This window comes from Granulosicoccus antarcticus IMCC3135 (assembly GCF_002215215.1).
GTDB lineage: Bacteria > Pseudomonadota > Gammaproteobacteria > Granulosicoccales > Granulosicoccaceae > Granulosicoccus > Granulosicoccus antarcticus.
The window spans coordinates 3694370-3709209 of the sequence record NZ_CP018632.1; the positions used below are offsets into that span (position 1 = coordinate 3694370).

A 14840-nucleotide genomic window follows, 5' to 3' on the forward strand; every position below is an offset into this window, starting at 1 on the left:
ATGCTTGTGTTGGCTAATGTCGCGATAGTATCGAATGAGGAATGTGGGTCCCGGTCCAGGGGTAAGGCTGACGATTGCACAAGGGTGATCGTCGGCCGAAATCAGGCAGAGGTCAGGCGCCAAGTGAAGCGACCGGTTGAGCGGGGTGTGGCAGTGGCATTCTACATTCCGCGACAAACGCAGACCAGGACAGCTACGTTAGCGCTGCCAGTGCATGGCAATGTGGACCGACAGCGCATTTGCATTCTTGCGCAATGGGATGAGCCCTACACTGGCATAGCGCGTCGCTGGAAGCGTCGTGTAAAACCGATCGGCACAGTACATGATGTGTGTGCTGATCGTTGCATTCGAGATGAAGCTTTGGCAGTAGTCTCAGGCGCGGGGCTGGTTGCCTATTTCGGTCATGCCAGCGATATCGGTTTCGACGGGTATCATGGAATTGCGCTTGAGGACATGCGCCTGAATGAGCCGATAGGAGTTTTGGTCAGCTGGTCGTGCAATGCAATATTTGGCCAGAGTGCATTTGGGATCAGGCTCGTGCAGAGCGGTCTGGTGCGAGCGTTTATAGGCACAACAGACAGTGCCGCCAGAACGCGTGACAATACAGCGCTGGCTCAGATAGCAGCTGAATCCTTGGTCGTTGATCGACCGTCGTCGGTTGGGAACTGGATGCTTGCAATCGATAAGGTCGTCGCTAAACAGGATGATCGGAGTGTGAGCTTAGCCTGGCAGAAGTTTCGTGTGGTCGGTAATATTGACGAACCCTTACCATCGCTATCGAAAGAATTCCGGTGAGCCAATTTCATGTCAAAAAAGTATTGCGATATGTTGGATGGATCATCCTGCCAGGTGCAGCTGTTGTGCTTTCGGCATGTTCGTTCGCCTACCAGCTGCGAGTAACGGTAGTTCCGGGTGATCAGATTGGTATTGAGGCGATCGCTGACGTTAATATAATCATTGCGAAAACGCCGGTTCAGCAAAGCCAGTCAAGCAGCATGATGACGTTGCCGGTTGACGAGGAGGGTACCTTGGTCACCGAGATCTGCTGCTCACCGGATCCTGACATCTGGATTTATGCATTTGTTGATGCCAACAGGTCTGGCCGTTGGGACTCTGATGAGACTTTGGTGGCAGATAGCAATAACCCGCATCGCCTGAGCGATGATTACACCACGACATTGGTATTGCCGTAGTTGCTTGTTCAGGTCCGTGTCGGTCATGATTCCAGGTTTGCCAGCGGCGGCCAGCGTGCTGGCCAGTCAAGCTCGTCCTCGAGTTGCGCTGCGAGTGAGATCAGCAGCTCCTCCCGATTGGGTGGTACGACGAGCTGTACCGCCACAGGCAAACCCTCTGCTGTGTGGCCCGCCGGGATTGATGCTGCGGGCTGACCAAGGTAGTTCCAGGCAATCGTGTGTGGATAGGCCCGGCTCATGCCGGCTACGGTGCGAAGCGCTCCCTGGTTTGCCCAATGCCCGACTTTAACCGCTGGTATCGCAGTGACTGGGGTGAGCAGGACATCGCAGTGCTTGAAGATTGCGTTGATTCGCTCGGCATGTCCAGACTCTCGGGCTTGCGAGCGGCGCAGTAGTGGTGCGGGTATCAGGCGGGCAAGACGTTTGAAACCCCGGGTCCGTGGTTCGAGGCGTTCGGGGTGAGGTACCTGATCGTACTCGCTCTCAATGGCCTTCAGGTAGACGTTCATGCAGTCGTAACCGATCATTCCCCAGTCGGGGTCGCGTTGGCTGGTCCGGTGGCCCAGCCGGCCGAATGCTCGGACAACCCGTTCGAGGGCTGCCTCAATTAATGGATAGCGGAGCGGTGGTACAACTGCCCTGGGTGTGCTCAGGCTCCAGCAGATTCTCAGTTTGCCCGGATCGCGAGTGGCGGCCTCTGAGTAGGTGCCAGCAGGCGGGGGTGGTGAACAGGTGTACTCTGGTTCGGGGCCGTGGGCGATGTCCATCCACAGCGCTGTGTCGCGCACGCGACGGGTCAGACATCCGTTGACCGACAGACCAAGCCATTGTGAGCGATGCGGCGCAAGACTGATCCGATCACGCTGTGGTTTCAGACCGAAAAGAGCGTTGCAAGCGGCAGGTATTCGGATTGAGCCTGCACCGTCGGAGGCGGATGCCGCACCGATCAGGCCGGCGGCGACCGCAGCCCCTGAGCCGCCGCTTGAGCCACCTGGCGTGTAAGCTGTGTTCCAGGGATTACGGGTCGCACCCCAGGTCTGCGACTCGGTGAATCCGCATATTGCCAGCTCGGGCAGGGTTGTCTTGCCAAGCAGAATTGCGCCAGCTTCTCGCAGTCGACGCCAATGTGTTGCGTCAGCGCAAGCGTTTTCCGAGTAAGCGCAGGTTCCGTGCTGGGCGGTCAGTCCGCTGACTTCCATCTCATCCTTCAAGGCGATCGGAACACCGAGTAGCGGCATCCGCAAAGCGATGCTCTCAGGCGTTTCAGTGGCCAGTAGATGATCGGCATGGACAGCCGCTGTGCGGGCCTGCTCATCGAAGATGTTCGTGAAAGCGTTGAGCTGTGGATTGATCCGTTCGATTCTGGCCAGATAGAGTTCGACAAGCTGTTTTGAAGAGATCTGCCGTGCACGCAATAGCACCGCTCAGGAAAAACGTGCAATCAAGAGCTTGTCGCCCGAGAATATTGCCGAGCTGGAACGCGGTGGTCAGTGGGGTTTGGCCAAGGTGGCCGAGCTCAACGGATTGCCAGGCCCAGCGCATCTCCTGGAGCTTGAAAATGAAATCGAACTAACTGGCGATCAATTGAATGAAATTCAAATATTGCATGACGAGATGAGGGAACAGGCAATTGAGAATGGGAAGCGATTAATCATGCTTGAGGGAGAGCTTGAAGCACGTTTTCAGCATGATCTTCCGACCGAGACAGACTTGAAAACAATGCTGATAGCTATTGAAAAAAACGCTCTCAGTTGCGTTTCATTCATTTGTCTACACATCTCAAAACCCCTCACATATTGACCAGGCAACAAATTCAGATTTACAACAAAGTGCGGGGATACTCTTCAATAGATCCTTGTACTAATATACCCAAGGGTCACGATGTATCGATGTGGCGAAAGCACAATCAGTGTGAGTTTACATCCCCGCCCTGAAGGACCGGGCTTTTCACTCAATCTGGTAAAGATGAATTCAAAGGTAGTGAGTGGCACCGAGGGCTACGCAGAAGAGGCTGCTATATTGCTCGATCGCTATGAGAGGAATAGCTTCGAGGATGTTTATGCCGCTGTGCGGAGCTATTTTCCGGAAGTCTCCTCAACGATCGTCGATATCGGCTCTGGCACCGGTCGAGACGCCGCTTACCTGGCGCAAATTGGCCATCAGGTTGTTGCTGTCGAACCAACGGCTGAGCTCAGGGAACCTGCCAAGGAGTTGCATCCGTCTGAAAATATAGAGTGGATCGACGATAGCCTTCCTGAGCTTTCGCAGCTCTTGAGCTTGCAGTCCACTTTTGATGTCGTCATTCTCAATGCGGTATGGATGCATCTTGACAAAGGCCAACGCGAGATTGCCATGGAAAGCATCTCCAAGCTGACTCATGTCGGATCGAAGCTTTTCATCAGCTTGCGACATGGGCCGATCCCGAATTATCGACGAATGTTCGATGTGTCGTGTAATGAGACGATACAACTTGCAAGCAAGTACTCGATTGAACTGCTGTTTCAAACCCAGGGTGAGTCTGTTGCTGAACCCTACCTGGTCGAAACTGGTACTACAGCGGATCTAACGTTCTTGCAAAGCTACTCGGAATCCGAGTGCGCAGTAAATACTACCTACGAATTTACCCTGCCATTTTGCAATTGTCGGATTTCTGCGCAAATAGACTCCTATACGCCCGGCGCTTACAGCGACTACCATCGTAGTCAACAATCCTATTACAACGAAAAGAACACCAAGCTGAATCAGCTGTAGCCACACAGCACCATTCTGAGGTTTTACGAATTGAGGAAGAAACGCGAGGAAGAACATTGCTGACTTGGGGTTGAGTATTTCTGCGAATACCGCTTGACGAAATGCAAGCGTTGCACTCAACGTACGACTGCCACCGGAGTAGTCAGGTTCAACTCTGTCGAGAATTGCCCGTATTCCCAAGTAGACAAGATAGGCTGCCCCTAGATACTTCAGAACGGTGAAAAGGATTGCTGAAGCCATCACAACAGCAGATATTCCAACAACCGCTAGCACCGTGTGTGTCAGATCTCCCGCGGCGATGCCTAAACCAGTAGCAACGCCGACGCGAGTTCCAGAGGATGACGCCCGCGCAAGCGTCAGAAGCACCGCTGGTCCCGGGATGATCACGAATCCGAGCAAGATTGCCAGGTAGGTTATTAAAGTTGTTTGATCAATCATGGGTCAACTGTAAACCAGAACGAATGGTTTGTGGGCAACGGTTGTTTGTGGACTGATTGCGTCTTGCAGATGAAGCTGTGTGCAATCGTATTATCGCGTGCATTCTTCAGAGGACACCAGTATTCAACAGATTTTCAAGGTAATGGGCCACGCCATGGTCGGTATTGGACATGGTTACTGCATTTTCCACTGCCTGTTTCCCAGCCGAAGGCGACATCGACTACTCGCTGTATCACCTCACAGCTTCGTTGCGATACAGCTTCGTTGCGATGGGTAGCCATCGGCATCGAATAGCGTGCCGTCGCAATCCACAGCGATTAGCTTATGTCTTTGAGTTTCGGTCATTGTGTGTTCTATGCTCTGAAGGAGCTGCATCCTTGCAGTTGGCTAAGCCGTATCGTTGAGTGCTGGAGGCACTATGGGCTCACCATGACAGAAGAAATGGTCTATCAGTCCATCGCTTTGCAAGTCAGTGTAGCCAACGATCACACCCTCAATTTCTGCGACGAATGGCGATAGGCCATTCATGCGCTTTTGCCAATATTCTGAATCGAAGGAATCGACCGCCCAGGCCTCAACCTGTGATTGAGAATAGTCACGGCGGTTGATGTTACGAATTGTATTGAAAAATAGTTTCCACAATTCTTCGGCGTCACTTTCAATGTAGTCGCGAATTATTATCAATTTCAGCCACTTTGAATTCTTCATGCCCCGGCGAATTTTGACCCACTGTACCTGAACCATATTCATGGTAACTTCAATCCCCCTGGAAGGAGAAGTAATCGATGTTGAGAAAAACCAGTTCGATCGTCGCAGTAGCGGGATTGGCCCTGAGTACCTTTTGTGTGGCAGTTCAGGCTCAGGAACCGCAAGCTGGAAGCTACGTTCTTGATAGTCTGACACTCGAGAATGGTGAAGTGCTGGAGGAGGTCAAACTGGCCTACACAACTTACGGTAATCCAGAGGGAGAGCCGGTGCTGCTCATGCATGGTACCCATGGGAATGGGGGCAAAATGCTGCCGGACCAGTTCAAGGAAGTGTTGTTCGCCGCCGGCCGGGCATTAGATGCCGAGAAGTACTTCTTCATCGCTCCCGATGCGCTGGGTACTGGGGAGTCGAGCAAACCGTCAGACGGCCTGAAAGCTGATTTTCCGACATACAACTACCACGACATGGTCAATGCACAATATGAGCTGCTGACCAAGCATTTCGAAATTGATCATCTGCGCCTGGTTTTCGGTTATTCCATGGGCGGTATGATGGCGCTTGATTGGGCAATCATGTATCCCGATTTCATGGATGCCGTTGTGCCAATGGCCGCCTTCCCCGGACCGATGTCGGGCCGCAACTGGGCATTGCGCAAGCTGCTCGTTGATAGTATCCAGCGCGATCCGAGCTACAACGATGGTAATTACACAGAGCCACCGCGCAGCTTCGTCGAAGGGCGGATCTGGTTCAGCACGGCCAACTACCTGGGAGAGCGCAAGTTTTCGGCAATTGGTGATACCCGCGAAGCGGTCGATGCCATGATTGATAAACGCTATGAAGATACCAACGTACCCGACGCTAATGATGCGCTGTATCAGTGGGGAGCCAGTCGCGATTTTGATCCGGTTCCAGGGCTTGAAAGTATCGAGGCCCATGTTCTGATCATCAACTCTGATGATGATCCTCGCAATCCGCCAGTCCTCGATACCCTGACTTCAGGGCTTGCCAAAATCGCCCACGGTGAAAGTTTCATGATCAAAGGGACTGATGAGACTACCGGCCATGGCACAGTCATGAACTTCCCTGAGCTCTACGAAGGCAAGTTGGCCAAGTGGTTATCAGCTGTTCCGCATAGGGATTGAACCGAACAGCGTAGCCCTTTGCAAGTGTCTGTTTGATCAGTCTGGTTATTGACCTCGATATAGGCAAAAACTCTCTGCATCTTTTCCATCTATAGTTGGATCGTTCGCAAAGAAATTCTCAATACCGCTCTTTATGGTGTTGTTGAGTTCGCGTGTGTTGAGAATTTTTATTGTCTCTATAACCGGGTTGGCAGCAGAGTTTTCATACAAGAACATTTCACCTGAACTGCCGCTGCGATTGAACTTCTGCGATACATTCAGAATAGTTCTATCAAGATAGAAAATCGCTATTTTCCGATCGAACGAAGACTGATAAGATTCATATTTTCTAAACTCAGAACGCATATCCCCAAGCTCTGGTCTGTCCGGGTCTGACGAACATATGTTTTCAGAGACATTCCATTTTCCGTCAAGGTAACGCTTGGAGGGTCCTGCCGAACAAGCTGTTAGAAAAATGACTATTAGCAATACAGCCTTTGCGAAGTGGTTTTTGTATGTTGTGGCCATAATTTGATCAGACTGAGCGGCAAACCCCGTCGTTTAGCCGGGCCTGCGCTCAGGGCGGGGTCCTAGCGAATGTGAGAGCTGAAAACGATAATACTGTATATATTTATAGCTTTCTGGTGCAATAAACGGAATTAGCCTGTGTAACGCGGTTAAGATAGAGGCATGGATCAGGCATCTTCCAATCAGAAACAACTGCGCACGCTGAGACTGCGTGTCAAGGACAAACATGCCGCTGAGCTTTCCCGTCAGGCACGAGCCGTCAATTACGTCTGGAATTACATCAACGAGCTGTCAGAGCGCAGTATTCGCGAACTGGGCTGTTTTCTTTCGGTCTTCGATCTTCACTCATACACCACTGGCGCCAGTAAAGAGCTGGGTTTGCATAGCCATACGGTGCAGAAAGTAGCAGGCTCCTACGTTCAGGCAAGAATCCAGTTCAGGAAGCGCAAACTGGCGTGGCGCAGGTCCGGGGGAGTACGGCGCTCGTTGGGTTGGGTGCCATTCAATACCGGTCACGCCCGCTGGCGTAACGGTCAGGTGCATTTCAATGGTACAGCTTACGGTGTCTGGGATAGCTACGGACTGGCAGGTTACACGCTTCGCTCTGGATCATTCAGTGAGGATAGTCGGGGTCGGTGGTATTTCAACGTCGCTGTTGAGGTACCGATCAGGAAGTCAACGGGCAAGATCGCCATGGGTATTGACTTGGGGTGCAAGGATGCTGCGACCACCAGTGAGGCAGATGTATTGCATGGGCGCTGGTATCGAGCGGATGAGAAAGCGTTGGCCACGGCCCAGCGGGCAAGAAAGAAGCGTCAGACAAAGAAGATACACGCCAGAATAAAAAACCGTCGCAGTAACGGAATCCATCAGTTTTCTACAAGGATTGTAGAAAAGAGTGCGGCGGTGTTTGTCGGAAACGTCTCATCCAAAGCGATGGTAAAGACTACGATGGCCAAGTCAGCACTGGATGCTGGTTGGTCTAGCCTCAAGAGAGCCCTGGAATATAAATGCGCTAGCGCAGGGGTTATCTACCAAGAAGTGAACGAGGCATACTCCACCCGAACCTGTTCTGAGTGCGGTGCACTCAGCGGTCCGAAAGGACTGAAAGAGCTCGGAATAAGGCAATGGAGCTGTGTCGAGTGTGGAAGCTCGCACGATCGCGATATAAACGCGGCCCGCAACATTGCCGCTCTGGGAATTCAGAGCCTTGCAGAAGGAGCCTACGAATGAGCGAAGAGGAAAAGAATCCTCTTCTCTTCAGGGAGAGGAGAATTCAAAGCAGCTATTCGCGTGGTGAACCTAATACGTTCCCTCTGTCCGGCACCATATTGGGGTTTGCAGAGGGCGTTCAACTTATGAGCGTCGGGAGTCGGTATAGATTTGTGATGCCACCTGAGCTTGCATATGGGGATGGTGGCAATGGAACGCAGATTGGATCAGGCGCTGTATTGATTTTTGTTATTGAGTTGTTGGAAATCAATACGGCCTGAAGTTTGGCCTTTGAGGATCACAATCCTCGTTAACGGGGACGAGTGCCATTCTGGAATTGGGTTGCGATGTCGCCGCTAAGCAGCGCTATGAAGGCAGTCCAGTTCGTAGCGCTGCTTACGCTTGGGTTCCAGAGATCCTTGTCGGCGGTGGATGTCGGATCGGGGCCGGGAACGTAGGCGCTCGGATCGCTGCGTCCGAACCCGCCGCCGCTGGCCTGTGCTTTGAGTGCGGCGACAAGGTCAGGGCCGGTCAGGGGAACATAGGATGACTGGACGCCAAGCACGGCGCCGGCAGCATTGCGACGCGCATTGACTACCGCTTGAGGGCGGCCGAAGCTCAGACGCTCGTCGAAGAGCGCAGCGGTAAGCGCTGCATCAAATACCAATCCACGTCGACCAGTATGGGCAGCACCGGTGAAAAGGACCGCATCATCCACGATCATTGTTGTCGCCGCGCTATGAAAATCACGCCCCAAACCGCCGGTGGGTGAGACCCAGGCAACACGCTCCGCCGCCGCCGCTGCAAGGTCAGCCAATGCCTTTTGCAGACCGGATCGCCGCACTGCGTCCACTTTCAGATTGCGATCGGGCAGATGCATCTTGGGCAGGACCAGCACCAGGTGCAGGGCTGCGTTTGCAGTGAGTCGATCGGTCAACGCCTGCAGAATGCGAATGTCACCACTGGCATCGGTCCAGGCATCGGCGTCGAGTGCCGGAGTCTGTAGCCAGATCAGATCCTCGGCCCGGGCGATGGCGGCTAGCGCGGCGCGGGCAAAGCCCTGTGCCCCTTTTCTGTGTTTATCCAAGAGTCGATCGAATGCAGCCGAGGCGATATCATCATCGAAGCTGGTGCTGTCGATGATGCCATCGACAGTCTGTCCCCCCGAAAGGCTGGCCAGAACCGAATCAATTCGTTGTTTGATGCCTGGGTTGGCGGCATCGGCGCTATCCCAGACGGTGCCCGGATCGACCGTGTCCGGTATAAGCGACATCAGCAGATCGCCATGCGTGCCCTTTGCCGCCGTCTCCAGAACCGCACTCCAGGGGCCAGCGGTGGTTGGAGCCTCTGCGGCGGTGAAGGTTCGGCCCATGAGTGATACGAATTCTACGATGTCGCTCGGGCGTCTTTCTCGCATCAGAAGCCTTAATCGATCTGCCGCTGGACCTGCAAGGCCCAGGCCTTCTCCGTGTATTTCCGGTGCGGCGTTCACGCCTGGATGAGCTTGCGCGGCAGGAGGTGCCTCGTGCCATCTGCGCCGGCCTGCAACCGCAGCAATTACCCCGCGATTACCGGTGGAGTCGTAGGCGGCGAATTCGTAGATTTCCTGCCCTTGTGCGCCTGTATGAAAGCCTGTCTCGTGCAAGCGTTCGGGGCCTCCGGCAACTTGTGAATCAGGCAGGTCGCCCGGCGTTGTCTGAGTGAAGGCGGGTGCGTTGGTCATGATACGGTCGCTCCCATCGGCACTGTTGGGCAGGCTTGTGCTCAGATCGGTGGCACGCAGCGTGGTCATGTCGACGGCAGTGAAATCCTCTGCCGTGATAGCACCAGCCATGGCGATAAGACTGTGCCCCGGTGCGATAGTGCTCGCCGCAGCAAGAGGCGCGCCTGCCGTTTCCGGACTGTAGAGTGTCAGAGCGCCAAGGTTTCCCATATCAGCCGCTCCAGCGCTGGAATCGATTGCCGGACGGTCAGCGCGACGGTCGGTATAGAGGCGACTGCCCTCTGTTGTCGTTTGCAGAAGATCGTAGCTGAAAGGGGGCGAGTCCGTACCTCCACCCGCTTCGCCGTCGGGCAGTGGCAAGAGTATAAGTGCACTGCCTGCTGCGTCGGCCAGGGCTGCGCCGCCAGTCATTCGGAACCGACGTCCTGTCGTCGTATCGCGGCCTACAGGCCAGGCGCGCACCCACGCCCCTGGTACCAGGGTGGTATCGAAGCGAAGCACGATGCTCTGCCCCTGGGCTGTCGAGTCGCTCTGCTCTCCGGAGCCTTTGAGGCTGTGTGCCGTTGCGACCGGTTCATCGAAAGCGTTGTCGAAAACATCGCCGGCGGCCAGCACCGCGGATGGCTGTGGTCCATAATCACGATCCAGCTCAGGCGCTGTGAAATCAACGGTCGCACCGGAGTCGGCGAACCGTGCCATGACTTCGGTGGCGACAGAGTCGGCGGTGGGTAAGAACAGAGGATCGGCACTGTTCTGTCCGGGTGTTACGCGTCGGCGTGGATCGGCTTGCGCCGAGTCAGCGACGCGGCTGAGTCCAACCAGGTGACGCTCAACATCCATGATGGCGATACGCTGGAAATCACGCGCAAGAGCCGTCGTGGCGGCCCATCCTGCAAAAGGTGTGGCGGATTCGGGCGCGGCATAGGGACCGGCGGGCAAGGGGGCAATGCGCGGGATCGGGACGGTGTCGGTGTCGACAGATGCGGCGCTCGATAGTGCGATGGCAGGGGTCGCCGTGGTGTCGACTGTGAACAGAACGTCTGAGCCTTCGATCGGCAACAATCCGGTCATATTGCCGGTTATGCGGTTTTTCACAGCCTCTTCCAGCGGCCCTTGATGAGCGTTGACTAACAGGACGCTGCGCGTGTCCGTCACACGGGCTGTACGTTGCCGGGTGGTGTCCGATGCGGCCCAGAGATTGTCCCAGTCGTTCTCGGCAAGCCGAGCCCAGATCGCGGCCAGCGTGCCCGGGTCAAAGGCTCGGCCACCGCGGGTGAAGGTCCAGAGCTTGGCGTCAATCGGAGCTGTCGAGTTGTTCTCCAGCAAGCGCCGCTCGTCTGTCTCGGGACGACGGAGAATGGCCGCGGGTTTGTTCGCGTTGGCTAGTCCTCCTGACGTTGTGAGACCGACATAGGCTGCGCGTTCAGCATCGTCCGCCAGTGCGGCGGCCACGCTACGCAAGTCAGCGGCATCGAAAGCGGGCAAAATGTTCTGCAGGTTCGCCACACTCGCTACCGTGCCGGGAGACAGTTCAAGCGCAAGCTGCGTAATGACTGGTCGCGTACGTTGATCGTCGATCGGTGCCGTCGTTGCATCCGGACGTGGTACCGCCTGCGACAAAGCGCCCAACCGCTCTGCCACTTCGGGTAAAAGACGAAAGAGCAGGATCAGCGCATTGTCGGCAAATGCCGGGCTACCGTTTGCCTGTCGTAAACGCGCCAGAGCAGGAGGACGACTGGCCGTTGCAACCAGATACGACAGCGTCCCATTGGCCGGTGCATTCCAGATCGCGCCAGGTGTAAACCGGCGCGCAACTGACAAATCGGGAGACGGCACCGGGAGTTCGGGCAGATCACCAGGGTCGGCGGCCGAGGTCTCGAACATGGGGCCCAGGGCAGGCGAGAAGAGACCGAGACTGGATGGTGCAGGGACGAGAGATGGCATGTCGGTCCTCCTTCAGATGATGTGCTCGATGGCAGGACTTTCACGCCCTACAGGATCAATCAGACGTAAGCGGTAGCGGGTACCCGATGGCAGAACCTCACCTGCTGCACTCTCAACGACGAAGAGCGTGCCTGCCGATGCTGATTCCTCGCTGATGAGGGTGAGCCCCTGATCGGGCAAGGCGCGTTCGATGCGAATAAGCCAGGGGCCGGATGATCCGGGTGTCAAGTCGATCGGGTAGCTGAAGTTGATTCTGATATTACGCCGTCCGCCGATAGCGGGTGTGCTGCTGCCGCCCAGCAAGGTCGGTGCAACCGGTCCGTTTCTGGGTACGATGGTCAGCGTTGTGGGTGCGCTCGGCGGACCCCAGAGGCCCGGTACGGTGCCGGAGGCTGCGGCCATCGAACCCGGTTCTGGAGCGCCCTGTACCTCAGCGAGCCAGGCGTAGTTCACGAAGGCTGCCAATCGGGCTGCGGGGGCGACAAGTGCTGTGCCCACATCACGAAAGATTGCAGTCTGTAGTCCCGTCGCTGGATCCACGGCTTGCATTGAAATCGTGGCGATGATCGGATTGCGAATCGGATCGACCACTCCGGAGCGGGTACGTCGGATGCGGGCAACCGAACCTTCGCTCATGCCAGGACGCAGCGTAACGGTGACTTCGGCAACAAGCTCGGATTCGCCCGAGGTGGCTGGCACGAGACGGACTGTGATGCTCGGTCTGGCCGGTGGATCGCTGTTCGGTACGCCATAGAAGACCGTGTCGAGCGTCGTAAGATCGGGCCCGGCAGCGTTTGCAGCGGACTCAACGGCGATTTTGTAGGCACTCAGGATGCGCAAGGTGCCCGGCAGGCCGTGACGGAACCGCAGCGTCGGGCTAGTCTCGATCGCCTCTTCCAGCCGTTCAAACAGGCTCGCCGGAAAACGCTCCTGCGCTGTGCGCAATGCGCCCGCTCGTACCGCCGGATCAGGTTCGGCGACCAGGGTTGCCAGCAAGGCGGTGTCCGCGCTGTCAGCGGAATTGCGCAGATGATCTCGCAGCCGATTTTCGTCTGCATAGTAGATCGCATAGCGCTGCGCCGTGCTACCGGGAATGTCACGCTCCACCCACGCTGTGCCGGTTGCATCGGGTCGGGCGGCGTAATCCAGAACATCCGGGATCGGGATCTGTGTCGGCGGGTAAGGATCGACCATTGACAGACGTAGCGGCTCGGAAGGGGTCGAGATCTGCGCTGCGGTATCTACCCAGACGGCGATTATCTCGAGTTTGCGCGTCTGCGTGCGCGAGATTGCCGGACCGTCGAAGGTGATCCTCACACCTCGTTGATCTTCACCTGCCGGGACGTTTTGGCCAGGAATATTGGTGTTCGGGTGGATCGAGATAGCGCCAGCAACCGGCAGCAGCTGGACAGGCCCGAAAGCAGCCCCGTCGACGCGTACCGTCAGTTGGGCGCGCAGGAGAGAGAAAGCTCCCGGCGCCAGGGCCGCCTCTTCAGGCAGCGGCACGGTTGCCGTGATTCGCCCGAATGACAGATTTGTGGAGATGTCAGGTTGGCGATAGCTACCGAGCAATACAGGGCGCGGTGGTTTGGGTCTTGGTCCGGCCTTGCCGGTTGCAACATCGAAGTCGGAATAGCGACCGAAGCGATCCATATTGGCCGCATGGAGCGTGAAATCATCCGGCCCGGTGCGATTGTCGGTGATCAGCGCCTGGGCAGGCGTTGTAACAATCGGTGCTGGGGCCGATGGATTTTCGCTGGGTGGGGAAGGCAGGATCAGTGTCCGCCAGATGCCTTGACCAATATTCTTGTCCTTGTTGAGCGCACGCCACATACCGCTTGCGGGAGGCTGGCGCATCTGCAGTGTCAAGGCTCCGGCGACAGGTACGTCGTTTACGCCGGTCTCTGTCACTCGAATGGGTGTGCCGATCCGGGCCGGAAGCCAGTTGACATGCCGTGGTACGTCAAGGGAAGGTGGTGTCAGCGGATCGAGTGGGGCAAGGTAATCGGCAACGGCAAGTGCGCCCATGTCGAAGCCCGAGAAGGGCGAGAGAGCCGAGGTTGCTTCGATTCCACGTTCGCCCAGCCAGCCTTTGACAAGGTTGGTGAAATGGTTGAAAAGTTCGGTATGTGACGACAGTCCATGTGTTGCACGCGCCGCCGAGATCAGTAACGTGGTAAGCACTCCACCTTCGATCATGATCTGATCGGTCGGGTTCGGAAAGTAGGCGGTCAGACGATAGAGGCTCAGGCGATACTCCGAGTCGCCTGTATTGTCCTGATCCAGTGTCTTGTAGCCCATCCAGCTGCCGCTGCCCGGGTCAACCTGTCCTTGCAGAACCAGTCCCAGAGTCGGCACCCGGGCCTCGGCAGTGCCATCGGGCAAGACTGTCCCACCTGTCGCGTTCGTCAGCGTATGGCGTGTGACATGTTCATGTTGCGGCACCGGGCCGGTGATCAGCTCATCCAGTGGTTTGTTGAGACCGTCAAAGAGGGTCTGGACGCGTTTGAACTCTTGTGCGCTATTGTGCCCCGGTGCGCTGAAGCGTGGCAGGGCGCTGGATAGATCCTGCATCGGGCGACGCTGAGGGGTCTGGCTCTGCAGCCTGCTGGCGCAAAGTTGCTCCCAATTCGACAGGCTCACGTAACGAGAACCACCGGGATGCGGCAGGTTCAGGACGTCTATCACGCGCCACCCGAGCTTCTGCGGGCGCTCGGCATCGATCCAGCGAATTCCGACGACAGTGCCGTTGCCACGGATCACGAAACTGACCAGACCGGGGGCCGAGAAAGCGAAAGGGGGTTCCGAGCGGCTGCCCAGCGCGCTGAGGCCATCATTGGCGGAGCGGACGAAGGCTTTGACCTGCATGGCGGTGCGGAACGTGAGCGGCGATCCCGGGTCAGCAATGATTTCAGCCCAGAGCGCTGTGACTGTCGGCACGCTGGGCAGCGTTACTACAACCTCGTCACCCTGTGACATCGAGAACGGCGGCTGCAGGATATTCCCAGCCTTGCTACGCCATACGGCATCAGTGCGATGATTCAGTTGCTTGAAATCCCTGTCCCGCACATCCGCACGTTCCAACACGAAGGGAGCTGCGGGCAGGCCGAGTAAGGGGTGATGCGCAACGCGGACATGCACGCCTTCCCGGGCGTGGCTGTCACTCTTGTCGACATATAACGCCTGCAGATTCAGAAGGCCAGGGTTCGCAAATTCGGTCAT

12 protein-coding genes and 1 pseudogene are annotated in these 14840 nt (G+C 56.3%); 7 read left to right on the forward strand and 6 right to left on the reverse strand.

The features are described 5' to 3' along the window. Positions 1 to 123 precede the first annotated feature (123 nt). Positions 124 to 795: a hypothetical protein gene (locus IMCC3135_RS15840; protein ID WP_157736023.1), complete on the forward strand. Its 672-nt coding sequence runs from the start codon at positions 124 to 126 to the stop codon at positions 793 to 795. Continuing rightward, positions 792 to 1193, forward strand: coding sequence for a hypothetical protein (locus IMCC3135_RS15845; protein ID WP_088918515.1), 402 nt, complete (start codon positions 792 to 794; stop codon positions 1191 to 1193). Before IMCC3135_RS15840 ends, IMCC3135_RS15845 begins: the two co-directional genes overlap by 4 nt. 23 nt (positions 1194 to 1216) lie before the next feature. On the opposite strand, the gene IMCC3135_RS15850 is transcribed toward IMCC3135_RS15845, so the two are convergent. Then, complete coding sequence (locus IMCC3135_RS15850; RefSeq protein ID WP_157736024.1) at positions 1217 to 2608, reverse strand: amidase family protein; 1392 nt, start codon at positions 2606 to 2608, stop codon at positions 1217 to 1219. Between the two features lie 34 nt (positions 2609 to 2642). Between IMCC3135_RS15850 and IMCC3135_RS15855 the strand changes: the two genes are divergently transcribed. After that, positions 2643 to 2993, forward strand: a complete 351-nt coding sequence (locus IMCC3135_RS15855) for a hypothetical protein (protein WP_088918517.1) — start codon at positions 2643 to 2645, stop codon at positions 2991 to 2993. 165 nt (positions 2994 to 3158) lie between these two features. Beyond that, positions 3159 to 3944: a class I SAM-dependent methyltransferase gene (locus IMCC3135_RS15860; protein WP_205738069.1), complete on the forward strand. Its 786-nt coding sequence runs from the start codon at positions 3159 to 3161 to the stop codon at positions 3942 to 3944. Here IMCC3135_RS15860 and IMCC3135_RS35505 read toward each other — a convergent pair. Then, positions 3825 to 4382: pseudogene (locus IMCC3135_RS35505) on the reverse strand (LysE family translocator); the annotation flags it as partial. The gene IMCC3135_RS15860 and the pseudogene IMCC3135_RS35505 sit on opposite strands and share 120 nt — an antisense overlap. 387 nt (positions 4383 to 4769) lie before the next feature. Further along, on the reverse strand, positions 4770 to 5132 hold the full coding sequence (locus IMCC3135_RS15870) for a GNAT family N-acetyltransferase (RefSeq protein ID WP_205738070.1): 363 nt from the start codon (positions 5130 to 5132) through the stop codon (positions 4770 to 4772). 35 nt (positions 5133 to 5167) lie between these two features. Here IMCC3135_RS15870 and IMCC3135_RS15875 point away from each other — a divergent pair, with 35 nt between their 5' ends. After that, positions 5168 to 6232, forward strand: coding sequence for an alpha/beta fold hydrolase (locus IMCC3135_RS15875; protein WP_088918519.1), 1065 nt, complete (start codon positions 5168 to 5170; stop codon positions 6230 to 6232). Between the two features lie 45 nt (positions 6233 to 6277). Here IMCC3135_RS15875 and IMCC3135_RS15880 read toward each other — a convergent pair whose 3' ends face one another. Further along, complete coding sequence (locus IMCC3135_RS15880) at positions 6278 to 6739, reverse strand: hypothetical protein (RefSeq protein ID WP_088918520.1); 462 nt, start codon at positions 6737 to 6739, stop codon at positions 6278 to 6280. 162 nt (positions 6740 to 6901) lie between these two features. On the opposite strand from IMCC3135_RS15880, the gene IMCC3135_RS15885 reads away from it, so the two are divergent. Continuing rightward, positions 6902 to 7972 carry an RNA-guided endonuclease InsQ/TnpB family protein gene (locus tag IMCC3135_RS15885; protein ID WP_088918521.1) on the forward strand — a complete coding sequence of 357 codons (1071 nt, stop codon included), beginning with the start codon at positions 6902 to 6904 and terminating at the stop codon, positions 7970 to 7972. Then, complete coding sequence (locus IMCC3135_RS15890; RefSeq protein WP_205738071.1) at positions 7969 to 8232, forward strand: FKBP-type peptidyl-prolyl cis-trans isomerase; 264 nt, start codon at positions 7969 to 7971, stop codon at positions 8230 to 8232. The genes IMCC3135_RS15885 and IMCC3135_RS15890 overlap by 4 nt, the downstream gene beginning before the upstream one ends. 29 nt (positions 8233 to 8261) lie before the next feature. Here the strand turns inward: IMCC3135_RS15890 and IMCC3135_RS15895 are convergent, their stop codons facing one another. Beyond that, complete coding sequence (locus tag IMCC3135_RS15895; protein WP_088918523.1) at positions 8262 to 11618, reverse strand: phospholipase D-like domain-containing protein; 3357 nt, start codon at positions 11616 to 11618, stop codon at positions 8262 to 8264. Positions 11619 to 11630: 12 nt separating this feature from the next. Then, positions 11631 to 14840 carry a hypothetical protein gene (locus tag IMCC3135_RS15900; protein WP_088918524.1) on the reverse strand — a complete coding sequence of 1070 codons (3210 nt, stop codon included), beginning with the start codon at positions 14838 to 14840 and terminating at the stop codon, positions 11631 to 11633.

Coding starts and splice junctions, on each gene's coding strand:
- IMCC3135_RS15900 (WP_088918524.1), bottom strand. CDS start 14,840: ATGACCGAATTTGCGAACCCTGGCCTTCTGAATCTGCAGGCGTTATAT.
- IMCC3135_RS15860 (WP_205738069.1), top strand. CDS start 3,159: ATGAATTCAAAGGTAGTGAGTGGCACCGAGGGCTACGCAGAAGAGGCT.
- IMCC3135_RS15875 (WP_088918519.1), top strand. CDS start 5,168: ATGTTGAGAAAAACCAGTTCGATCGTCGCAGTAGCGGGATTGGCCCTG.
- IMCC3135_RS15880 (WP_088918520.1), bottom strand. CDS start 6,739: ATGGCCACAACATACAAAAACCACTTCGCAAAGGCTGTATTGCTAATA.
- IMCC3135_RS15895 (WP_088918523.1), bottom strand. CDS start 11,618: ATGCCATCTCTCGTCCCTGCACCATCCAGTCTCGGTCTCTTCTCGCCT.
- IMCC3135_RS15870 (WP_205738070.1), bottom strand. CDS start 5,132: ATGAATATGGTTCAGGTACAGTGGGTCAAAATTCGCCGGGGCATGAAG.
- IMCC3135_RS15890 (WP_205738071.1), top strand. CDS start 7,969: ATGAGCGAAGAGGAAAAGAATCCTCTTCTCTTCAGGGAGAGGAGAATT.
- IMCC3135_RS15885 (WP_088918521.1), top strand. CDS start 6,902: ATGGATCAGGCATCTTCCAATCAGAAACAACTGCGCACGCTGAGACTG.